Annotated in this window: 16 protein-coding genes; 14 read left to right on the top strand and 2 right to left on the bottom strand. The window is 72.3% G+C overall.

Annotated elements, in window-relative coordinates; genetic code table 11:
• Positions 1-12: 12 nt before the first annotated feature.
• From OHA55_RS23495 to OHA55_RS23545, 11 genes are all read left to right on the top strand, one after another.
• Positions 13-702, top strand: a complete 690-nt coding sequence (locus OHA55_RS23495; protein WP_266709403.1) for an SDR family oxidoreductase — start codon at positions 13-15, stop codon at positions 700-702.
• 131 nt (positions 703-833) lie between these two features.
• Complete coding sequence (locus tag OHA55_RS23500) at positions 834-1,859, top strand: methionine synthase (RefSeq protein WP_266709405.1); 1,026 nt, start codon at positions 834-836, stop codon at positions 1,857-1,859.
• A gap of 101 nt (positions 1,860-1,960) precedes the next feature.
• Positions 1,961-4,165: an NAD-dependent DNA ligase LigA gene (gene ligA, locus OHA55_RS23505; protein ID WP_266709407.1), complete on the top strand. Its 2,205-nt coding sequence runs from the start codon at positions 1,961-1,963 to the stop codon at positions 4,163-4,165.
• Between the two features lie 434 nt (positions 4,166-4,599).
• Complete coding sequence (locus tag OHA55_RS23510) at positions 4,600-6,819, top strand: bifunctional diguanylate cyclase/phosphodiesterase (RefSeq protein ID WP_266709409.1); 2,220 nt, start codon at positions 4,600-4,602, stop codon at positions 6,817-6,819.
• A gap of 222 nt (positions 6,820-7,041) precedes the next feature.
• Complete coding sequence (gatC, locus tag OHA55_RS23515; RefSeq protein ID WP_266709411.1) at positions 7,042-7,338, top strand: Asp-tRNA(Asn)/Glu-tRNA(Gln) amidotransferase subunit GatC; 297 nt, start codon at positions 7,042-7,044, stop codon at positions 7,336-7,338.
• A gap of 5 nt (positions 7,339-7,343) precedes the next feature.
• Entirely contained in the window at positions 7,344-8,846 is a 1,503-nt protein-coding gene (gene gatA / locus OHA55_RS23520) for an Asp-tRNA(Asn)/Glu-tRNA(Gln) amidotransferase subunit GatA (RefSeq protein WP_266709413.1), read from the top strand.
• A 5-nt stretch (positions 8,847-8,851) separates the two neighbouring features.
• The gene (locus tag OHA55_RS23525; protein ID WP_073727053.1) at positions 8,852-9,085 is read left to right on the top strand and encodes a hypothetical protein; all 234 of its coding nucleotides are present in this window, start codon (positions 8,852-8,854) and stop codon (positions 9,083-9,085) included.
• Between the two features lie 16 nt (positions 9,086-9,101).
• Positions 9,102-10,610 (top strand): Asp-tRNA(Asn)/Glu-tRNA(Gln) amidotransferase subunit GatB, encoded by a 1,509-nt coding sequence (gene gatB / locus OHA55_RS23530; RefSeq protein ID WP_266709415.1) that lies wholly within the window; start codon positions 9,102-9,104, stop codon positions 10,608-10,610.
• Between the two features lie 151 nt (positions 10,611-10,761).
• A complete protein-coding gene (locus OHA55_RS23535) occupies positions 10,762-12,021 on the top strand; it encodes an SLC13 family permease (protein WP_266711091.1) in 1,260 nt (419 codons plus the stop codon).
• A gap of 26 nt (positions 12,022-12,047) precedes the next feature.
• A complete protein-coding gene (locus tag OHA55_RS23540) occupies positions 12,048-12,437 on the top strand; it encodes a signal peptidase I (protein ID WP_266709417.1) in 390 nt (129 codons plus the stop codon).
• Positions 12,438-12,626: 189 nt separating this feature from the next.
• Entirely contained in the window at positions 12,627-13,277 is a 651-nt protein-coding gene (locus tag OHA55_RS23545; protein ID WP_266709419.1) for a hypothetical protein, read from the top strand.
• Positions 13,278-13,484: 207 nt separating this feature from the next.
• Here OHA55_RS23545 and OHA55_RS23550 read toward each other — a convergent pair whose 3' ends face one another.
• Together OHA55_RS23550 and OHA55_RS23555 are read right to left on the bottom strand one after the other, a co-directional pair.
• Entirely contained in the window at positions 13,485-14,711 is a 1,227-nt protein-coding gene (locus tag OHA55_RS23550) for a sorbosone dehydrogenase family protein (protein ID WP_266709421.1), read from the bottom strand.
• A 191-nt stretch (positions 14,712-14,902) separates the two neighbouring features.
• Positions 14,903-15,895, bottom strand: coding sequence for an aldo/keto reductase (locus OHA55_RS23555; RefSeq protein ID WP_266709423.1), 993 nt, complete (start codon positions 15,893-15,895; stop codon positions 14,903-14,905).
• A gap of 168 nt (positions 15,896-16,063) precedes the next feature.
• On the opposite strand from OHA55_RS23555, the gene OHA55_RS23560 reads away from it, so the two are divergent.
• The 3 genes from OHA55_RS23560 (at position 16,064) to OHA55_RS23570 (ending at position 22,325) form a co-directional block, all read left to right on the top strand.
• A complete protein-coding gene (locus OHA55_RS23560) occupies positions 16,064-17,014 on the top strand; it encodes a 2-hydroxyacid dehydrogenase (RefSeq protein ID WP_266709425.1) in 951 nt (316 codons plus the stop codon).
• 411 nt (positions 17,015-17,425) lie between these two features.
• Positions 17,426-20,266, top strand: a complete 2,841-nt coding sequence (locus tag OHA55_RS23565; RefSeq protein ID WP_266709427.1) for a bifunctional diguanylate cyclase/phosphodiesterase — start codon at positions 17,426-17,428, stop codon at positions 20,264-20,266.
• Positions 20,267-20,468: 202 nt separating this feature from the next.
• Entirely contained in the window at positions 20,469-22,325 is a 1,857-nt protein-coding gene (locus OHA55_RS23570) for an acetolactate synthase large subunit (RefSeq protein WP_266709429.1), read from the top strand.
• Positions 22,326-22,344 lie beyond the last annotated feature (19 nt).

The raw sequence follows: 22,344 nt of genomic DNA on the forward strand, positions 1-22,344 counted from the left end.
ACCATGGAGCCCATGCCTACCCACCTCATCACCGGCGCCGGTTCCGGCATCGGAGCAGCCGTCGCCCGCCGCCTGCGCCACCGCGGCGACGACCTCGTCCTGCTGGCCCGCGACGCAGGCCGCGCCAAGGAACTGGCCGCCCTCCACCCCGGGGCCCGTACGCTCGTCGGCGACCTCGGCAACCCGGACCGGCTCTCCTGGGCGTTCGGCCAGCAGCCGATGCCGGAGAGCCTGGACTCGCTGCTGCACATCGCCGGCGTGGTCGAGCTGGGGAACATCGGCGACCTCACCCCGAAGGCCTGGCACTTCCAGCTCAACGCCAACCTCGTCGCCCCCGCCGAGCTGACCCGGCTGATGCTGCCGCAGCTGCGCGTCTCCCGGGGCCACGTCGTCTTCGTCAACTCCGGGGCCGGACTCTCCGCGTCCGCCCAGTGGGGCGCCTACGCCGCCAGCAAGCACGGCCTCAAGGCGCTCGCCGACTCGCTCCGCCACGAGGAGCACGGCAACGGCGTCCGAGTAACCTCCGTCTACCCCGGCCGCACCGCCAGCCCGATGCAGGCCAAGGTCCACCAGCAGGAGGGCAAGGAGTACGACGCCGGGCAGTGGATCGACCCCGAGTCGGTGGCCACCACGATCCTCATGGCGATCGACCTCCCGCGCGACGCCGAGGTCAACGACCTGACGGTCCGCCCCGGGCGCTGACCGGGCCCCCGGGCCCCGCGCGGTTCAGCGGCTCCTGGACCGCCAGGACCGCACCGGGCCCCGGGGCCCCGCCCCCCTGGGCCTCCGCCCTGGGGACGGGGATCGCCGCCCGGGGACCGTACGCTTCCCGGGTGAGCGAGAAGAGCAGGTTCAGCGAGTGCGCGGCGACCGGGGTCGGGTCCATGCCCGGAGGCGACGCGCGGGAGACGGCGAAGACCGTCACCGGGTCCTTCGCGGACGGCCAGGGCATCCCCCACCTGGCGGAACTCCCCGGCCGGGGCCCCGGTGCGGACATGATCGGGCGGACCGTCGGACTCCTCGTGGAGATGTACGGGCACGTCGAGCCCAGCGGCTGGCGGATCAGCGACCGCCCCGGCCGCGACACCCGCCGCGCCCGCTCCTGGCTCGGCGAGGACCTCGACGCCCTGGAGGAGTTCACCCAGGGGTACGAAGGGGTGCTCAAGGTCCAGGCGGTGGGGCCGTGGACGCTCGCCGCGGCCCTGGAGCGGCGCAACGGCGAGGCCGTCCTCGGCGACCCCGGCGCCTGCCGCGACCTCGCCGGATCGCTCGCCGAGGGCCTGAAGGCCCACCTCGCCGAGGTGCGCCGCCGGATTCCCGGCGCCGACGTCGTGCTCCAGCTCGACGAACCCTCCCTGACCGCGGTCCTCGGCGGCGGGGTCAGGACCGCCAGCGGCTACCGCACCTACCGTTCCGTGGACCGCCAGGTGGTGGAGAGCGCCCTGCGCGACCTGCTCGCCGTCGCCGGGGACGGCGCGGGACTCGTGCACTCCTGCGCCCCCGGTGTCCCCTTCGCCCTGCTGCGGCGGGCCGGGGCCGCCGCGGTCTCCTTCGACTTCTCGCTGCTCACCGAGCGTGAGGAGGAGGCGATCGGCGAAGCGGTCGAGAGCGGCACACAGCTCCTCCTCGGCATCGTGCCGGGCACCGACGCCGCCTCGGCCGGATTGCCGGACCCTGGCGGTAGCGTCAAGGGGGTCAGGACGCTGTGGAGCAGGCTGGGGCTGAATCCGGGGACTCTCGCCGAGTCCGTCGTGCTCACCCCGTCGTGCGGCCTCGCGGGTGCCTCGCCCGCGTACGCCCGCGCCGCGCTCGCCCACTGCGCCCGGGCGGCGCGATCCCTCGCGGACAACCCCGAGTGACGGGACGCGCGGTGCGCACCCCGGCCCCGGGGCGCCGCGCCGCGCACCCCGCACCACGCGGGAGACCACGCGAGAGACAACCCCAACGGGAGGACGGGACGATGGCCGGCACCGGCGACGAGCGGATCCAGCAGGACACCGAGGTGCCCAGCGAGGCACGGGAGCGGCACGCCCTGGTCGCCGACCAGATCGAGGACCACCGCTTCCGGTACTACGTACGCGACCAGCCGGTCGTCAGCGACGCCGAGTTCGACCTGCTGATGCGCGAACTGGAGGCGCTGGAGGAGGCCCACCCCTCGCTGCGCACCCCGGACTCACCGACGCAGAAGGTAGCGGGCCCGTACATCACCGAGTTCACCTCGGTCGAGCACCGCGAGCGGATGCTCTCCCTGGACAACGCCTTCGACGACCTGGAGCTGGCCGCCTGGTTCGAGCGGGTCGCCAAGGACGTCGGTTCCACCGGCCACTCCTTCCTGTGCGAGCTGAAGGTGGACGGCCTCGCCGTCAACCTCACGTACGAGCACGGCCGGCTGACCCGCGCCGCCACCCGGGGCGACGGGGTCACCGGCGAGGACGTCACCCCCAACGTCCGTACCATCGCCGAGATCCCGCACCGGCTGAAGGGCGACCGCGTCCCCGCGCTGGTCGAGATCCGGGGCGAGGTCTTCTTCCCCATGGAGGACTTCGAAGGGCTCAACGCCCGCCTGGTGGAGGCCGACGACAAGCCGTTCGCCAACCCCCGCAACGCGGCGGCCGGTTCGCTCCGCCAGAAGGACCCCAAGGTCACCGCCACACGCCCGCTGCACATGGTGGTCCACGGCATCGGCGCCCGCGAGGGCTTCGACATCGACCGCCTCTCGCACGCCTACGAGCTGCTCGGCGAGTGGGGCCTGCCCACCGCCAAGCACAACAAGGTCGTGGACTCCCTCGACGGCGTACGCGAGTTCATCCGGTACTTCGGCGAGAACCGGCACTCCGTGGAGCACGAGATCGACGGGGTCGTCGTCAAACTCGACGAGATCCCGCTCCAGGGCCGGCTCGGCTCCACCGCCCGCGCCCCGCGCTGGGCCATCGCCTGGAAGTACGCCCCGGAGGAGGTCAACACCAAGCTGCTCAACATCCGCGTCGGCGTCGGCCGCACCGGCCGGGTCACCCCGTACGCCCAGGTGGAGCCCGTGAAGGTGGCCGGCTCCGAGGTCGAGTTCGCCACCCTGCACAACCAGGAGGTCGTCAGGGCCAAGGGCGTCCTCATCGGCGACACCGTCGTGCTGCGCAAGGCCGGAGACGTCATCCCGGAGATCCTAGGCCCGGTCGTGGACCTGCGCGACGGCACCGAGCGGGAGTTCGTCATGCCCGCGATCTGCCCCGAGTGCGGCACCCCGCTGAAGCCGGCCAAGGAGGGCGACGTCGACCTCCGCTGCCCCAACGCCCGCTCCTGCCCGGCCCAGCTGCGCGAACGCGTCTCCTACCTGGCCGGCCGCAAGTGCCTCGACATCGACCACTTCGGTTACGTCGCCGCAGCCGCCCTGACCCAGCCGCTGGAACCCGCCGAACCGCCCCTGCTCGACGAGGGAGACCTCTTCGGACTGACCATCGAGCGGCTGCTGCCCATCCGCGCCTACGTCCTCGACGCGGACAGCGGGCTGCCCAAGCGCGATCCGAAGACCGGCGAGGAGAAGATCGCCACCGTCTTCGCCAACCAGAAGGGCGAGCCGAAGAAGAACGCGCTCGCCATGCTGGAGGGCATCGAAGCGGCCAAGCAGGCCCCGCTGGCCCGGTTGCTGACCGGACTCTCCATCCGGCACGTCGGCCCGGTCGCCGCACAGGAGCTGGCCCGCCAGTTCCGCTCCATCGACGCCATCGACGCCGCGACCGAGAAGGAACTCTCGGACGCCGACGGCGTCGGCGACATCATCGCCGCCTCCGTCAAGCAGTGGTTCTCCGTCGACTGGCACCGGGAGATCCTGCGCAAGTGGCGGGAGGCCGGTGTGCGGATGGAGGACGAGAGCGCCGGCGAGGACGAGGGCCCCCGCCCGCTGGAAGGGCTCACCGTCGTCGTCACGGGAACCCTCGTCGGCCACACCCGCGACGGTGCCAAGGACGCGCTCCAGAGCCGGGGCGCCAAGGTCACCGGCTCGGTGTCGAAGAAGACCTCCTTCGTCGTCGTCGGCGACAACCCCGGCTCCAAGTACGACAAGGCGATGCAGCTCAAGGTGGCCGTGCTCGACGAAGCCGGGTTCACGGTCCTGCTCGACGAGGGGCCCGAGGCCGCGCGCGCCGTGGCGCTGCCGACCGAGGGGGAGTGATCCGGGCGGCCGCCCCCTGAACGGCTGGGGATGGCCCCCGGGGGTGTCCGGCACCACCCGTTCGGAGCACGGCGGAAGCCGGGCGGTTCGTCCGCGGCGCCCGGAGGGAGCGTCCGGGCGGCGGGCGGCCGCGTCGTCCCCGGTGGACCGGTGTGCGAAGCCGACCACGTGCGTCGCCGGGCGGAGGAGCGTTCGCATACCGGACATGTGTGGACGATCCGGCGCCCCGGCGGAGAGCTGCCGCCCTGCCGCGCTCCGGCCGGGAATCACGGGACGGCCCCAAGAGGCGCGGAGCGCTGCCCCGGAAGCTCTCGGCGTCCTACTGTTGGCTCCTGCGCCCGCCGTGCACGGCTGCACGGCGGGAGCGGGCCGTGGTGGCATGGGAGCGGGGGCCACCGTGTGACGTTGTCACCGCAGGCTGTGAGAGGGACGGAATGAAGCCGACCGAGAGCGCCGCGCCGGTGTCGCGGATGCAAGGTTTCGCGGGCCTCACGCCGAGAGTGGGCGCCCTGCTCGTGGCGCTCGCCGCCATACAGCTCGTCACCGGCCTCGGCCGCGGTCTGCACGAGGGCGACGCCCTCTTCCCGGACGGCACGGCGGGCTGGTCGCTGGCCGTCCTGACGGGTGTCATCGTCGGCCACTTGGTCGCCCTCGGCCGGGACCGGTGGTGGGGCGGCACCGGCTCCGGCGCCGCGCTGACCCTCGCCGTCCTGCTGCTGTACGGCTGGGTACCCGCCGGACTCGTCAGCGTGATCGTCGTCGTCCTCGTGGGCGTCGCCCGGCGCCACCGCTGGCAGCAGGGCCTCCTGCACGGCGCCGTGGACATACTCGGCATCGGCGCCGCCGCCCTCGTGCTCGCCGGATTCGGGGTCGAACCCAGCGTCGAGACCCCCTGGCAGCCACTCGACTGGGGCATGGACACCCTCCCGGCCGTGGTGCTCTGCGCCGGAACCCATCTCCTCGTCACCCGCGCCCTCCTCTGGTACGCCCGCGCCCCCCAGGGCGGCGGACTGCCGACCATCGCCCGCACCACCCTGCTGCGCCAGGGACTCGTCGCCGTCGCGCTGCTCGGCATCGCCCCGCTGATCTGCGTCGTCGCGATGACCATGCCCGTCCTGCTGCCGCTCTTCGCGGTGCCGCTCATCGCGCTGGACTCCACCCTCTGGATCGCCCGCGCCCGCGCCGAGGAACAGCTCCGCGACCCGCTGACCGGGCTGCCCAACCGGCAGTGGCTCCTCCAGCGGATCTGGTCCGCGCTGGAGGAGGCCGAACCCCTCGGCAACCGCTCCGCCCTGGTCCTCATCGACCTGGACCGCTTCCGCGCCGTCAACGACACCCTCGGCCACCTGGCCGGCGACCGGCTGCTGCTCCAGATCGCGGACCGCCTCCGGCTCGCCCTGCCGCGCGGCGCCGAGGCCGCCCGCCTCGGCGGGGACGAGTTCGCCGTGCTGCTCCCGTACACCGAGTCCACCACCAGCGCCCAGCGCGTCGCCCGGCACCTGGTCGCCGAACTCTCCTCGCCGCTCGACCTCGACGGACTCACCCTGGTGCTGGAGGCGAGCGCCGGGGTCGCCGTCCACCCCGAACACGCCCAGGACGCCGAGGGGCTGCTGCGCCGCGCGGACGTCGCGATGTACCAGGCCAAGCGCGACCGCACGGGCGTGGAGGTGTACGAGTCCAAGCGGGACAGCAACACCCCGGACCGCCTCGGCCTCCTCGGCGACCTCCGCCGGGCGCTGGACGCGGGCGACGTCGAGCTGCACTACCAGCCCAAGGTCCGCTTCGACGGCCAGGTGGCCGGGCTCGAAGCCCTGGTGCGGTGGGTGCACCCCGAGCGCGGCCGGGTCCCCCCGGACGAGTTCATCGCCATCGCCGAGTCGTCCGGGCTGATGCCGCACCTGACGGAGTACGTCCTGGAGACCGCGCTCGCCCAGGTCGCCCGCTGGCGGGCGGAGGGCCTCTTCGTGCCCGTCGCCGTCAACGTCTCGCCGAGGGACGTCCACACCCCCGGATTCGCCGGCGGCGTGGCCGCCCGGCTGGCCCGCCACGGAGTCCCGGCCGGCTCCCTCCAGCTGGAAATAACCGAACACGTACTGCTGGAGGACCCGCAGCGCGCCGCCGACACCCTCGCCGGACTCACCGGACACGGCGTGAAGATGTCGCTCGACGACTTCGGCACCGGGTACTCCTCCCTCGTCCACCTGCGCCGGCTGCCGGTGAGCGAACTCAAGATCGACCGGTCCTTCGTCGCGCGGCTCGCCGTCGACCAGGAGGACGCGGAGATCGTCCGCTGCACGATCGATCTCGCCCACTCGCTCGGACTGCTGGTCGTCGCGGAGGGCGTGGAGGACGACGAGACCTGGGAGCGGCTGCGGGACCTGCGCTGCGACGCGGTACAGGGCTGGCTGGTGGCGGCCGCGATGCCGCCGCAGGAGGCGACGGCCTGGCTGCGGGCGCGCGGCGAACACGGCTGGCGGCGCCCGGCCGACGTGAAGGCCGCCGAGGCGGTGGCCGCGTCGTCGGCGACGGCGGCGTCGGCGGCGTCGACGGTATCTGCCGCGTCGGCCACGTCGGCTGCGGAGAAGGCCCCGGCGCAGGAACCCGGGCAGCTCCCGTCGGGCCGCACCGTGAACACCGGCCCGGCCCCGGCCTGACCCCGGCGGAGGGGAACGGGCCCGGCGTGCCGGGGCACCGGCAGGCGTACGGACAGGGGCGGCCCGACGCGGCGCCCGGGCCGCCCGCCGGGGCCGCCCGGCACCCGGTGGCCGAGGCGTGTGCGGGCGACCCCATAAGATTGGGGCCAAACCGACTTGGCCAATCCTGTTGGCCGATGCGACACACCCAAGCCACACACCCCAACCCCTGAGGATCGCTGCATGCCTGGCATCACGCGCGAGGAGGTCGCCCACCTCGCCCGGCTGGCGCGTCTGGAGCTGAAGGGCGAAGAGCTCGATCACTTCGCCGGTCAGCTCGACGACATCATCGGCGCGGTCGCCCGCGTCTCCGAGGTCGCCGACCAAGACGTACCGCCGACCTCCCACCCGCTGCCGCTGACCAACGTCATGCGGGCCGACGTGGTCCGCCCGTCGCTCACCGCCGAGCAGGCGCTCTCCGGCGCTCCCGCCCAGGAGCAGCAGCGTTTCAAGGTGCCGCAGATCCTGGGGGAGGACTAACAGCCATGACGGACCACAGCACCATCATCAAGCTCACCGCGGCCGAGATCGCGGCGGCCATCGCCTCCGGCGAACTCACCGCCGTCGAGGTCACCGAGGCCCACCTGGCCCGGATCGAGGCCGTCGACGAGAAGGTCCACGCCTTCCTGCACATCGACCGCGAGGGCGCGCTCGCGCAGGCCCGCGCCGTCGACGCGAAGAAGGCCGCCGGCGAGAAGCTCGGCCCGCTGGCCGGTGTCCCGCTCGCGCTGAAGGACATCTTCACCACGAAGGACATGCCGACCACCGTCGGATCCAAGATCCTCGAAGGCTGGGTCCCGCCGTACGACGCGACCCTCACGCGCAAGCTGCGCGAGGCCGACGTCGTCATCCTCGGCAAGACCAACATGGACGAGTTCGCCATGGGGTCCTCCACCGAGAACAGCGCCTACGGCCCGACCGGCAACCCGTGGGACCTCACCCGCATCCCCGGCGGCTCCGGCGGCGGTTCCTCCGCCGCGCTCGCCTCGTACCAGGCACCGCTGGCCATCGGCACGGACACCGGCGGTTCGATCCGCCAGCCCGCCGCCGTCACCGGCACCGTCGGCGTCAAGCCCACCTACGGCTCGGTTTCCCGCTACGGCATGGTCGCCTTCTCGTCCTCCCTCGACCAGGGCGGCCCCTGCGCCCGTACGGTCCTGGACGCGGCGCTGTTGCACGAGGCCATCGCCGGGCACGACCCGATGGACTCCACCTCCATCGACGCCCCGGTCCCGCCGGTCGTCGAGGCCGCCCGCAACGGCTCCGTCGCGGGCCTGCGCGTCGGCGTCGTCAAGCAGTTCTCGGGCGAGGGCTACCAGGCCGGTGTCGTCCAGCGCTTCAACGAGTCGGTCGAGCTGCTCCGCTCGCTCGGCGCCACCGTCGTCGAGCTGGACTGCCCCTCCTTCGACCTGGCGCTCTCCGCGTACTACCTGATCGCGCCGTCCGAGTGCTCCTCGAACCTGGCCCGCTTCGACGCCATGCGCTACGGCCTGCGGGTCGGCGACGACGGCACGAAGTCCGCCGAGGAGGTCACCGCCCTCACCCGTGAGGCCGGCTTCGGCGACGAGGTCAAGCGCCGCATCATCCTCGGTACGTACGCCCTGAGCTCCGGCTACTACGACGCGTACTACGGCTCGGCGCAGAAGGTCCGCACCCTCATCACCCGCGAGTTCGAGAAGGCGTTCGAGGAGGTCGACGTCATCGTGTCGCCGACCACCCCGACCACCGCCTTCCCGATCGGCGAGCGCGCCGACGACCCGATGGCGATGTACCTCGCGGACCTGTGCACCATCCCGACGAACCTCGCCGGCAACTCCGCCATGTCGCTGCCCTGCGGCCTGGCACCCGAGGACGGCCTGCCGGTCGGTCTCCAGATCATCGCCCCCGCGATGCAGGACGACCGGCTCTACAAGGTCGGAGCCGCGGTCGAGGCCGCCTTCGTGGAACAGTGGGGTCACCCGCTGCTTGAGGAGGCTCCGTCGCTGTGAGTGCCATGGCAAAGAAGGCCAAGAACTTCAAGAAGTCCAAGACCGGTCTGTACGTCTCGCTGGGCTCCACCGCCTTCGGGGCGATCAGCGTCGCCAAGCAGGCGAAGCTGGCGCGCAACGACAACGACGTGCTCCGGCTGATCGACGCGGCCGTCTCCGCCGCGGCGATCGTCACCGGTCTCGCGATCCTGTACCGCGAACTGAAGCGTCTCGGCGACGACGACGTCCTGCTGGGCTGAGAGGGAAAGTTTCACCGTGACTGTCATTGACCTGGTGTCGTACGAGGACGCTCTCGCGACGTACGACCCCGTCATGGGCCTCGAAGTCCATGTCGAGCTCGGCACCAAGACCAAGATGTTCTGCGGCTGCTCCACCGAGCTCAAGCAGGACGCCAACACGCAGACCTGCCCGGTCTGCCTCGGTCTGCCCGGCGCACTCCCCGTCGTCAACGAGATCGGCGTCGAGTCCGCCATCAAGATCGGCCTCGCGCTGAACTGCGAGATCGCCGAGTGGTGCCGCTTCGCCCGGAAGAACTACTTCTATCCGGACATGCCGAAGAACTTCCAGACCTCCCAGTACGACGAGCCGATCGCCTTCAACGGCTACCTGGACGTCCAGCTGGAGGACGGCGAGATCTTCCGGGTGCAGATCGAGCGCGCCCACATGGAGGAGGACACCGGCAAGTCGACGCACGTCGGCGGTGCCACCGGCCGCATCCACGGCGCCTCGCACTCGCTGCTCGACTACAACCGCGCGGGCATCCCCCTCATCGAGATCGTCACCAAGCCGATCGAGGGAGCCGGCGCCCGCGCCCCCGAGGTCGCCAAGGCGTACGTCGCCGAACTCCGCGAGCTCATCAAGGCGCTCGGCGTCTCGGAAGCCCGCATGGAGATGGGCCAGATGCGCTGCGACGTGAACCTGTCGCTGCGCCCGAACGGCACCGAGACCTTCGGTACCCGCTCCGAGACGAAGAACGTGAACTCCCTGCGTTCCGTCGAGCGCGCCGCCCGGTTCGAGATCCAGCGGCACGCCGCGGTGCTCTCCTCCGGCGGCACGATCGTGCAGGAGACCCGGCACTTCCACGAGGAGGACGGCTCCACCACGGCCGGCCGCATCAAGGACAACGCCGAGGACTACCGCTACTTCCCGGAGCCGGACCTGGTGCCGGTCGCCCCGGCCCGCGAGTGGGTCGAGGAGCTCCGCAAGGGCCTCCCCGAGCTGCCGCGCCTGCGCCGCAACCGGCTCCGCGAGGAGTGGGGCGTCTCCGAGTTCGACATGCAGTCGATCCTCAACGCCGGTGCCGTCGACCTGATCGTCGCCACCACCGAGGCGGGCGCCCCGTCCGACCAGGCCCGCAAGTGGTGGATGGGCGAGCTGGCCCGCAACGCCAACGAGACCGGCCGCGGCCTCGACGAGCTGCCCATCACCCCGGCGCAGGTCGCCCGGGTGACCGAGCTCGTCGCCTCGGGCGACCTCAACGACAAGCTGGCCCGCCAGGTCATCGAGGGCGTCCTCGCGGGCGAGGGCGACCCGGACGCCGTCGTCGAGAAGCGCGGCCTGAAGGTCGTCTCGGACGAGGGCGCGCTGTCCACGGCCGTGGACGAGGCCATCGCCGCCAACGCGGGCATCGCGGACAAGATCCGGGCCGGCAAGATCGCGGCGGCGGGCGCGCTCGTCGGCGCGGTCATGAAGGCCACCCGCGGCCAGGCCGACGCCGCCCGGGTCCGCGAGCTGATCCTGGAGAAGCTCGGCGTCGAGGGCTGACCCCTCCCGCTCAGCGACTCCGTACGCACGAAGGGGCGACGCATCCGGCGTTTTCGGGTGCGCCGCCCCTTCGCGCGTGCGACGGCCGCCGTCTCTGTTCCTGGTTCCCCTGCCCGCCCCGGTGGCGGGCCCGTCGGTCCCGGAGGGTCCGCTGAACACCGTGCTCGCCGCGACGGTCTCCGTCGTCGTCCTCCTCGCGGTCCTGGCCTTCGCCGTCGTACGCCCCCGCGGGCTGCCCGAGGCCGTGCTCGCCGTGCCCGCCGCCGTGCTGGTGGTGGCGATCGGGGCCGTACCGCTCTCGGAGGCGCGCGAGCAGACCGGGGACCTGCTGCCCGTCGTCGGCTTCCTCGCCGCGATCCTGGTACTCGCCCAGCTCTGCGCCGACGAAGGGCTCTTCAAGGCGGCCGGCGACCTGGTCGCCCGGCTCTGCGGGGGCCGCACCGGACCGCTGCTCGGCGGGGTGTTCGTGGTGGCCTCCGTCATCACCGCCGTGCTCTCGCTGGACGCCACGGTCGTGCTCCTGACCCCCGTCGTCTTCGCCACCGCCGCCCGGGTCGGCGCGCGCCCACGGCCGTACGTCTACGCCTGCGCGCACCTGGCGAACTCCGCGTCGCTGCTGCTCCCCGTCTCCAACCTCACCAACCTCCTCGCCTTCACGGCGAGCGGGCTCTCCTTCACCCGGTTCGCCGCGCTGATGACGCTGCCCTGGCTGGCCGCCATCGCCGTCGAGTACGTCGTCTTCCGCCGGGTCTTCGCCGAGGACCTCGCGGCCGGCGCCCACGCGCCGGACCCGGAGGCCGAACGCACCGAGGTGCCCGTTTTCACCCTGGTGGTGCTGGTACTGACCCTGCTGGGGTTCGTCGTCACCTCCTTCGCGGGCGCGGAACCCCTCTGGGCGGCCCTGGCCGGCGCGCTGGTCCTCGGGGTGCGTGCGCTCGGGCAGCGGAAGACCACACCGCTGCGGCTGCTGCACTCGGCGAACCTGCCGTTCTGCCTCTTCGTGCTCGCCCTCGGCGTCGTGGTCAAGGCCGTCGTGGACCACGGGCTCGGCACCGGCATCGGCAACCTGCTCCCCGGCGGCTCCTCGCTGACCGCGCTCCTCGCCGTCGCCGCCGTCGCCGCCGTGCTGGCCAACCTGATCAACAACCTCCCGGCGATCCTCGCCCTGCTGCCGGTCGTCGCGGCGGCCGGCCCCGGACCGCTGCTCGCCGCGCTGATCGGCGTCAACCTCGGCCCGAACCTGACGTACGTCGGCTCGCTGGCCACGCTGCTGTGGCGCCGCATCCTGCACGCCCACGACTCCCCGCCCGACCTCGGCCACTTCACCCGGCTCGGCCTGCTGACCGTCCCCGCCACGCTCGCCGTCTCCACGGTCGCGCTGTGGGGATCGCTGCGGCTCATCGGGGTGTGAGGGAGCCGCCCCTAAGCTTCGTACGCATGAACGAGAACGTGTACGTGGGCAACGCGGGGGCGGACGCGGCCCTGGACCGGGGATGGATCCTCGGGCATTTCAAGGACGCCGCGGACCCCCGCCACAGCGAGGACGTCGAGATCAAGTGGGGCGTCCACCCGCGCGGCGACGCGCGGGCCCAGTGGGTGCGGGGCGAGAAGCGCACGGCGCTGCTGGTGCTCATCAGCGGGCGGTTCCGGGTGGAGCTGCCCGGCCGGGACGTGGTGCTGTCCCGGCAGGGCGACTACGTCGTCTGGGGACACGGCGTCGACCACTCCTGGTTCGCGGAGGAGGAGTCGGTCGTGCTCACGGTCCGGTGGCCCTCGGTGCCCGGTTACGCGGTGCCCGACGCCCACGCGGACCTCGGCTCGGCATGAGCCGCGACGGGGTGCCGCGGGAGAGTCGCGCGTATCACGGTCGGCGCCAGGACACCGGGATCCGGTCGGTCCTCGCCCCGGAACGGCGGGCCGCAGGGGCCTGAGCCGGCCGCGACGGCGTCCGGCGGGGCGTGACCGGAAGGGCCGGCGTTAAGAGGGTTCTCATACGAAACACCTAGCGTGCGGCGCATGAACACCTCCACCGCCAAGACCTCCACCGCTCCTGCCGCCGAAGACGACCGCGAGGAGCAGCAGCCGCCCACGTCCGACGCCGCCGACGCGGTGGCGCAGGGCGGCTCCCCGGCCACCGGGGAGAAGAACGTGCCGTCCGGACCGGACGCCCTCCGCAAGACCGACGGGTCCGAGAACGCCGAGAACGCCGAGGAAACCGACGAGTTCGAGGACCTGGAAGAGAGCCTCGACGAGGAGGACGACGACGCCGCCTCCCGGGGCGTCGGCGCCGGTGCCGGGGCCGTCGTGTCGGCCGCCCTCGGTGTCGTCGGCCTGGTCGGCGGCTGGACCGGAAAGGTCGCCTCCGAGCGCGAGACGCTGATCGGCCAGATCAAGACCTCCGGCGGTGGCAGCACCGCCCAGCAGATCTCCGAGATCTACGGCGACTCCTGGCACACCACCGCCCTCGTCAACGGCATCTTCGCGATCGTCGCCCTGCTCGTCGGCGTCTACGTGCTGGTCCGGCCCGCCTTCGGCGCGCCCTCCGCGAAGCCGCAGCCGTCCTGGATCCGTTCCGTCGCCCTCGGCGGCGTGGTGCTCGGTGCCATCGGGCTGGTCCTCTCGATCGCCATGTTCTTCGACCTGATCGTCGGACTGCCGAGTGCCTGACCCGGCCCGGACCAGGTAGTGGCCGGATCTCCGGATCCGGCCACTAGGGGCTGTCCCGTAATCCGTGGTGGATCAGTGCGCGGCGTCGGATGCGGTGCATCGCAAGGCGGAGGAGCGTCCGCATACTGGATGTATGCGGACGCTCCGACAACGCGGCGAGGTGCCGTAGCCGTCGTCGCGCACCCACCAGGGATTGCGGGACAGCCCTTAGCTGACCTCCACCAGCAGAATCCGGTCGTCGCCCGGCTTCGGGTCGCCGCGCCCGTCCGTGTTGCCGGTCACCACCCACAGCTTGTCGCCGCCCGCCGCGACCACCGTCCGCAGCCTGCCGTACGTCCCCTCCAGGAATGCCCGGGGCTTTGCCAGCGGCTCCTTCGCCGAGCCGGTCAGCGGAATCCGCCAGAGCCGCTCGCCGCGCAGACCCGCCATCCAGATCGAGCCCTTCGCGTACGCGATGCCGCTGGGCGAGGCATCCGCCGTCTTCCACTGGGCGACCGGATCGATGAAGTCGCCGCCCGCGCCCTTCGGCGCGATGCCCTCGACCTCGGGCCAGCCGTAGTTGCCGCCCGGTTCGATCAGATTCAGCTCGTCCCAGGTGTCCTGGCCGAACTCCGAGGCCCACAGCCGCTTCTCGCCGTCCCACGCGAGCCCCTGCACATTGCGGTGGCCGGGGGAGTAGACGACCGAGTCCGCCTCGGGATTGCCGTGCACCGGCTCCCCGTCCGGGGTCATCCGCAGGATCTTGCCCGCCAACGAGTCCTCGTCCTGGGCCAGCCCGTCGTCGCCGGTCTCGCCGGTGCCGGCGTACAGCATCCGGTCCGGACCGAAGGCGATCCGGCCGCCGTTGTGGATCGCGCCTTTCGGGATGCCGCGCAGGATGGTGTCCGGCGCCCCCAACTGCTCACCTGCGGGCCGTCGTTCGTCGTACACCATCCGGGCGATGCGGTTGTCGGACTCGGTGGTGAAGTACGCGTACACCTGGTGGTCGGCGCCGTACGTCGCGGAGACGGCCAGCCCCAGCAGCCCGCCCTCACCGGCGGGCGACACCCCGGGGACGGACCCCAGCAGCGTCTTCCTGCCGGTCTTGGCGTCGACCCGGGTCACCGTGCCCTCGTCGCGGGAGGAGACCAGCAGGTCGCCACCCGGCAGTACCGCGAGCCCCCAGGGGGAGGCCAGGCCGGTGGTGAGGGTGGAGACGACCTTCGCCGAGCCCTCGGCGGGCGGCAGCGGGGAGGGAGAGGGAGAGGGGGAGGGGGAGGCGGACCCGGTGGGGGCGGTGGCCGCGCGCGAGGCCCCCGAGCCCCCGGAGGCTCCGGTGTCCCCGGAGCCCCCCGAGCAGCCGGCCGTCAACGTCAGGGCCGCGGCCGCGAGAAGAGCCACCGCCGGGCCGCGTACCGCGGTGACACGTACTGATCCCCACACCGAACCGCGCACAGAACCGATCCTTCTCCGGGCCCGCCGGGCCCCGTCGTCCGCTCCCGGGCCGCCCGTCCGCGGACCGCCCCCGCCCATGGTGCCCGTACAGGCGCCCCGTACTCGGGCATTGCGGCGATCCGGTCCCGCTCCGGCCGGGCTCCCGTGCGCACGGGAACCCGGGCGGGGCGCGTCCTCGCGGGTCGAGGGCGTCAGTCCCAGGAACCCCGGGCCGGCGGGAGTGCGGCGATCTCGGCGAGATCGTGGTCGGTGAGCGCCAGCCGGGCGGCCCCGGCGTTCTCCACCGCCCACTCCTCGCGCTTCGCGCCCGGCACCGGCACCACGTGCGGGCCCTGCCGCAGCACCCACGCCAGCGCCACCTGCGCGGGCGTCGCCCCGTGCCGCTGCGCGACCCGGCGCAGTCCGGCGACCACCGGCTGGTTCGCCGCCATCATCTCGGCGGTGAACCGGGGATGCCGGGCCCGCGGGTCGTCCGGCTCGAAACCCTGCCCCGGCTTCAGGGTGCCCGTGAGATAGCCGCTGCCCAGCGGCATCGCGGCCAGCAGCCCCACCCCGCGCGCGGTGCACCAGGGCAGCAGGGAGACCAGCGCCTCCGGCGACCACACCGACAGCTCCGCCTCGACCGCGCTGACCGGGAAGACCTGCTGCACCCGCTCCAACTGGCGGATCGTCGCGTCGTGCAGCCCCGCCCGGGACCGCCGCGGCACCAGCGCCCCCACGGCGCAGAGCCCCAGCGCCCGTACCTTCCCGGCGGTCACCAGCTCCGCCATCGCGCCCCAGGTCTCCTCCACCGGGACCTCCGGATCGGCGCGGTGCAGCTGGTACAGGTCGATCACGTCGGTCTGCAGGCGCCTCAGCGAGGCGTCGCAGGCCCTGCGCACGTACCCCGCACGGCCGTTGGCCACGATGTGCTGGTCCCCCACCAGCAGACCGCACTTGGTGGAGATGAACGCGTCCTCCCGGCGGCCCTTCAACGCCCGGCCGACAAGAAGCTCATTGGTGAACGGGCCGTACATGTCCGCCGTGTCGAGCAGCCGGACCCCCGCGTCGAGAGCCGCGTGCACCGTGCGCACCGAGCGTTCGCCGAGCCGTTGTGACGCGCTGTAGCCCCAACTCATCGGCATACAGCCCAGCCCCACCGCGCCCACGGCGAGCGCCGCCCCACCGATCGTCCTGCGCTCCAACTCCCCGAACCCTCCCCAGGTCCACCGCCCAGGATTCGCCCCGTGCTCGTCCCACGATAGGGAGTGCGACAGCACGTCGCGTCACGCGGCTCGGCCCGGCGGCGTCGCCGACCGGCCCCGTGACGCCTCGCCGCGGCGCCCCGGAGGCCTTCGCATAGCCTCGGAGGCATGACTTCCACGACCCGCACAGACGTGTGGCTGCCCCTCCCTGTCGACTCCGTGTCCGGGCTCCCCGAGAGCCTCGACTACCACTTCTGGGACGGCGGAGACGAGTTCCCGGCGGATCCGGCGCGGTGTGCCTTCTACGTGGTGCCGTACATGAAGGGCCCGCAGGCATCCGTCCGTCCGATCCCCGAGATGCGCGCGGTACAGGTCGTGCAGACCCTCTCGGCCGGCACCGACCACATCGAACCCGCCCTCGCGGGTCTCCCCGCAGGCGTACGCCTCTGCAACGCCAAGGGCGTGCACGAGGCGTCCACCGCCGAACTCACCCTCGCGCTGATACTCGCCTCGCTCCGGGGCGTACCCGGCTTCGTACGGGGCCAGGACGAGGAGGAGTGGAGGTCCGGCTTCTACCCCGCGCTCGCCGACAAGTCGGTGCTCATCGTGGGCTACGGCTCCATCGGTTCGGCCATCGAGGACCGGCTCGCGCCCTTCGAGTGCGCGCGGATCGCACGCGTCGCACGCACCCCCCGGACCACCGCGCGCGGGCCCGTGCACGCCCTCGACCAACTGCCCGCGCTGCTCCCGCAGGCGGACGTGGTGATCCTGTCCACCCCCCTGAACCCGTCCACGAGAGGGCTGGTGGACGCCGCGTTCCTCGCCGCGATGCCGGACGGGGCACTGCTGGTGAACGTCGCCCGGGGCCCCGTGGTGGACACCAAGGCACTGCTGGTCGAACTGGAGTCGGGACGGTTGCGGGCCGCACTCGACGTCACCGACCCGGAACCGCTGCCGTCGGGCCATCCTCTCTGGCATGCTCCCCACGTGCTGATCAGTCCGCACGTGGGCGGCAGCACGTCCGCCTTCCTGCCGCGCGCCGAGCGGCTGATCGCCGCCCAACTGACCCGGTTCGCCGCAGGGGAGCCCGTGCACAACGTCGTGCACACCACCGGCTGACAGCACCGGCCGACCCCGTTCCGGAGCCGCTCTGCCACGCCCCGTACGCACAACACCCCAGGTCGTCACGGAGAGTAGAGAGAGTATGGCTTTGCGTGACGAGTCTGGTGTATCGTCCAGAGGCGGGGGCTGCGCCGTGGAAGGACGGCGGCGGGGCGGGCAGCTGGACGCGAGGGGGCAGTGGGCTATGTGCGGCCGAAAGCAGGGCGGGCGGACACCGGACCGACGACAGTGGTCTTCGAGGGGAGCGCTGCCGGACGGCCGCCTGCCGTCGCGACCGGTGCGCCGCCGCACGGCGGTGGGCCGGACCGCGCCGGAGACGCACCGGTCCGTGCGGCGGACCGCCCCGGAAGTGCGCCGATCCGTGCGCCGATCCGTGCGGCGGACCGCCCCGGACCCAGGGGCCGTCCGGTGAGCGCCCTGGACGCCCTGCTCTCCCGTCGGCCGGCCGTGTCGGCCCGGGCGAGGGTGCTGCCCCAGGTCCTGCTCGCCCTCGTCTGCGCGGGGTACGCGGTCGGTGCCGCCGTCGGCTGGGGGTCGACCCGGCTGGCGCTCTTCATGGGCGACTTCGGCCTCAGCCTGGCCGCCTTCATCGCCTCCGTCTCCTGCCTCCTCTACGCGGGCGCCGCCGGCCGGCCCTCCAGGGCGGCCTGGCTCCTCTTCTCGTTCTCCTCCGCGATGGCCGCCTGCGGCAACGCCGTCTGGGGCTGGTACGAAGTCGTCCTCGACGGGGACGTACCCCCGCTCTCCGCCGCCGACTTCTTCTTCCTCTGCTTCGCCCCACCGGCCATCATCGGACTCCTGGTGCTCGCCAAACGCCCCGTCACCCGGGCCGGATGGTTCTGCCTGGTGCTGGACGGCTGGCTGATCGGCGGGTCGCTGCTCACCCTCTCCTGGAGCCTCGCCCTCGCCCACCGCACGGACGTCGTCGGCGAGGGTGAGAGCGTCGCCCGCGCCGCGCTGTCGCTGGCCTACCCGCTGCTCGACATCGTGCTGGTCTCCATGGTGCTGGCCCTGCACTTCCGCCGGAACAACGCCAACCGCTCGGCAGTCAACACCGCCATCGCCGGACTGGCCCTGACCGTCGTCAGCGACGCCCTGTTCACCTCGCCGCTGCTCCGCTCGACCTACCACTCCGGCCAGCTCCTGGACGCCGGCTGGTTCGCCGGCTCACTCCTGCTCGCCTACGCCCCCTGGGGCGTACGCCACACGGCCGTCCAGCCCGGACATCCCGCGTTCGACGAGCGCCCCGGCCGGGCGGTGCGCTCCACCAGCCGCCCGATCGCCGGATCACTGGCCGCGCTCACCCCGTACCTCGCCGCCGCCGTCTGCACCCTCGGCATCCTGTACAACGTCGTCGAGGGCCGCCGGGTCGACGCCGTGGTGGTCTTCACCGGCTGCGCCGTCGTGCTGGCCCTCGTGCTGCGCCAGGCGATCATGCTCCTGGACAACCTCACCCTCACCCAGGAACTCGCCCAGCAGGAGAACCACTTCCGCTCCCTGGTCCAGGGCTCCAGCGACGTCATCATGATCGCCGATCCCAACGGGCGGCTCCGCTACGTCAGTCCGGCGGCCGCGGGGGTGTACGGCTGCCCGGCGGAAGACCTGCTCGAAACCGAACTCATCTCGATCATCCACCCCGACGACCGCGGCAGAGTCGTCCACCAGGTACGCCGCTTCCTCGCCGCCCACCCCGCCGAGGAGCCCACCACCCGGATCGAGTGCCGCTTCCGGTCGGGCGCCGGGGACTGGCTCAACGTCGAGTCGACGGTCAACCGCCACCACGGCGGCCTCCTGCTCAACAGCCGCGACGTCACCGAACGCGTACGCCTCCAAGCCCAGTTGCAGCACAACGCCGAACACGACCCGCTCACCGACCTGCCCAACCGCGCCCTCTTCACCACCCGGGTACGCCAGGCGCTCGGCGGCAGGCGCGCGGGCGACCCCGGCACCGCCGTGCTCTTCATCGACCTCGACGGCTTCAAAGCCGTCAACGACACCATCGGGCACCAGGCCGGCGACGAACTCCTCGTCCAGGCCGCCCAGCGGCTCGCCGACTCCGTACGTGCCGGGGACACCGCCGCCCGCCTCGGCGGCGACGAGTTCGCCGCGCTGATCGTCGGCGACGGCACCCGCGACCAGGCCGCCCGGGAGTACCAGGTCCACGAGATCGCGGACCGGCTGCGCCTCACCCTCTCCCAGCCCTACCTCATCGGCCCCGGGGAGGTACGGGTGGCGGCCTCGATCGGGGTCGCCTTCGCCGAACCCGGCATCACCCCCACCGACCTCATGCGCAACGCCGACCTCGCGATGTACCGCGCCAAGGCCGCCGGCAAGGACCGCGTCGAGCTGTACGCCCCCCAGATGCAGGCCGACGTGGTGCGCCGCTCCGAGCTCGCGGCCCGGCTGCGCACCGCCCTGCGCGACGGCGAGTTCGCCCTGCTCCACCAGCCCGTGGTGCACCTCGCCACCGGTACCGTCGCCGCGGTCGCCGCGCAGGCCCGCTGGCGTTCCGCCCAGGGCATCCTCTTCACCCCCGCCGAGTTCCTGCGCGTCGCCGACGAGGGCGACCGCACCGCCGAACTCGGCCGCTGGCTCCTGGAGGAAGCCGTCCAGCAGGCCGCCGAGCGCGCCAGGGCCGGATACCCGGTCTCCGTGTCCGTCCGGCTCTCCGCCGGCCGGCTGCTGGACAACGCGCTGCCCTACGGCTCCGTCGAGGCGCTGCTGACCCGGCACGGCCTGCCCTCCGGCGCCCTGATGATCGAGGTGGGCGACAGTGACCCCCGGATCTCCTTCGACGAACTCGAACGCCGCCTGGTGGCGTTGCGCCGCCTCGGCGTCCGTATCGCGCTCGACGGCTTCGGCAGCGGATACGCCGCCATCAACGCGCTGCGCCGCCTCCCCATCGACGTACTCAAACTCGACCGGGGCCTCGTCGAGGGAGTGGTGGAGTCGGCCCGGCTGCACAAGATCACCAGCGGGCTGCTGCGGATCGCCTGCGATCTCGGCATGCAGTCGGTGGCGGACGGCGTCGACGTCCCGGAACAGGTGCTCGCGCTGCGGGCCATGGGGTGCACCCACGGCCAGGGGATGGCCTTCTCCGGACCCTTGGACGAGTACCGGCTGCGCCACGCGCTGCGCCGCGGGCACTTCCCCGTACCCGGCGTACCGGCAGCTCAGCCCGTCCTCGCGGGGGGTTCGCCGCCCCGGCTGGGCGGCTCACATGATGAGACGTCCGTCCCACCCGCTTGACACGGCCGACGTGCCGGAGAGAGGGTCAATGCCATGCGCACCCGAATTCTCGTACTTGGAAAGCGCGTCGGCTGAAGCGGAGTCGTTCGACACTCCGCCTACCGCACCGGCGCGCTCCCCTCGCTTGCCTCACGGCACGAGGGGTTTTTTGTTGCACTGGCACTCCCCAAAACCCCGCAAAACCCTCAGCCTCGAGAAGAGAATGCCGATGACCGAGCAGGCCACCGGGGCCCACCACCCCCAGTCGCGGTCCCGTACCGGCGGACAGCCGTCCGCCATCGTTGAGCACGTCACGGGCGCGCAGTCCCTCATCCGCTCTCTCGAAGAAGTCGGGGCCGACACGGTATTCGGCCTCCCCGGCGGCTGCATCCTTCCCGCCTACGACCCGCTGATGGACTCGACCCGTGTGCGCCACGTCCTGGTCCGGCACGAGCAGGGTGCGGGGCACGCGGCCTCCGGTTACGCGCTGGCCACCGGCAAGGTCGGCGTCTGCATGGCGACCTCGGGCCCCGGAGCCACCAACCTGGTCACCCCGATCGCCGACGCGCACATGGACTCCGTGCCGATCGTCGCGATCACCGGTCAGGTCGCCTCCGCCTTCATCGGTACGGACGCCTTCCAGGAAGCCGACATCTGCGGCATCACCATGCCGATCACCAAGCACAACTTCCTGGTGACCAACGCCGACGACATCCCGCACACCATCGCCGAGGCCTTCCACATCGCCTCCAGCGGCCGGCCGGGCCCCGTCCTCGTGGACATCGCCAAGGACGCCCTCCAGGCGCAGACCACCTTCAGCTGGCCGCCCACCCAGGACCTCCCGGGCTACCGCCCGGTCACCAAGCCCCACGCCAAGCAGATCCGCGAGGCCGCCAAACTCATCACCCAGGCCAAGCGCCCGGTGCTGTACGTCGGCGGCGGCGTGATGAAGGCCGGTGCCACGGCCGAGCTGAAGGTCCTCGCCGAGCTCACCGGAGCCCCGGTCACCACCACCCTGATGGCACTGGGCTCCTTCCCCGACAGCCACCCGCTGCACGTGGGCATGCCCGGCATGCACGGTTCGGTCACCGCCGTCACCGCGCTGCAGAAGGCCGACCTGATCGTCGCCCTCGGCGCCCGCTTCGACGACCGCGTCACCGGCAAGCTGGACAGCTTCGCCCCGTACGCCAAGATCGTGCACGCCGACATCGACCCGGCCGAGATCGGCAAGAACCGCGCTGCCGACGTGCCGATCGTGGGCGACGCCCGCGAGGTCATCGCCGACCTGGTCCAGGCGGTCCAGGCCGAGCACAACGAGGGCCACACTGGTGACTACAGCGCCTGGTGGAAGGACCTCGACCGCTGGCGCGAGACCTACCCCCTCGGCTACGACATGCCCGAGGACGGCAGCCTCTCCCCGCAGCAGGTCATCCAGCGCATCGGTGAACTCGCCCCCGAGGGAACGATCTTCGCCGCGGGCGTGGGCCAGCACCAGATGTGGGCCTCGCACTTCATCAAGTACGAGCAGCCTTCCACCTGGCTGAACAGCGGCGGCGCCGGAACGATGGGTTACGCGGTCCCGGCCGCGATGGGCGCCAAGGTCGGACGGCCGGACGCACCCGTCTGGGCCATCGACGGCGACGGCTGCTTCCAGATGACCAATCAGGAACTCACCACCTGCGCCCTGAACAACATCCCGATCAAGGTCGCCATCATCAACAACGGCGTCCTCGGGATGGTCCGCCAGTGGCAGACCCTCTTCTACAACCAGCGGTACTCCAACACCGTGCTGAGCGGCGGCGCCGACACCGACGGTGTGCCGCAGCGGGGCACCCGGGTGCCGGACTTCGTCAAGCTGTCCGAGGCGATGGGCTGCTACGCCATCCGCTGCGAGGACCCCGCCGACCTGGACAAGGTCATCGAAGAGGCCAACGCCATCAACGACCGCCCGGTCGTCATCGACTTCATCGTCCACGAGGACGCCATGGTGTGGCCGATGGTCGCCGCCGGCACCTCCAACGACGAGGTCATGGCCGCCCGAGGCGTCCGCCCCGACTTCGGCGACAACGAAGACGACTGAGAGACAGAGAGAGACCGAC

The sequence above is a fragment of the Streptomyces sp. NBC_00102 genome (assembly GCF_026343115.1).
Lineage (GTDB): Bacteria > Actinomycetota > Actinomycetes > Streptomycetales > Streptomycetaceae > Streptomyces.

Bases quoted from the DNA above. Each gene is read 5' to 3' on its own strand.
- gatC (WP_266709411.1), top strand. From the start codon at position 7,042: ATGCCTGGCATCACGCGCGAGGAGGTCGCCCACCTCGCCCGGCTGGCG.
- OHA55_RS23540 (WP_266709417.1), top strand. From the start codon at position 12,048: ATGAACGAGAACGTGTACGTGGGCAACGCGGGGGCGGACGCGGCCCTG.
- OHA55_RS23570 (WP_266709429.1), top strand. From the start codon at position 20,469: ATGCCGATGACCGAGCAGGCCACCGGGGCCCACCACCCCCAGTCGCGG.
- OHA55_RS23525 (WP_073727053.1), top strand. From the start codon at position 8,852: ATGGCAAAGAAGGCCAAGAACTTCAAGAAGTCCAAGACCGGTCTGTAC.
- ligA (WP_266709407.1), top strand. From the start codon at position 1,961: ATGGCCGGCACCGGCGACGAGCGGATCCAGCAGGACACCGAGGTGCCC.
- OHA55_RS23495 (WP_266709403.1), top strand. From the start codon at position 13: ATGCCTACCCACCTCATCACCGGCGCCGGTTCCGGCATCGGAGCAGCC.
- gatA (WP_266709413.1), top strand. From the start codon at position 7,344: ATGACGGACCACAGCACCATCATCAAGCTCACCGCGGCCGAGATCGCG.
- OHA55_RS23560 (WP_266709425.1), top strand. From the start codon at position 16,064: ATGACTTCCACGACCCGCACAGACGTGTGGCTGCCCCTCCCTGTCGAC.
- OHA55_RS23510 (WP_266709409.1), top strand. From the start codon at position 4,600: ATGAAGCCGACCGAGAGCGCCGCGCCGGTGTCGCGGATGCAAGGTTTC.
- OHA55_RS23545 (WP_266709419.1), top strand. From the start codon at position 12,627: ATGAACACCTCCACCGCCAAGACCTCCACCGCTCCTGCCGCCGAAGAC.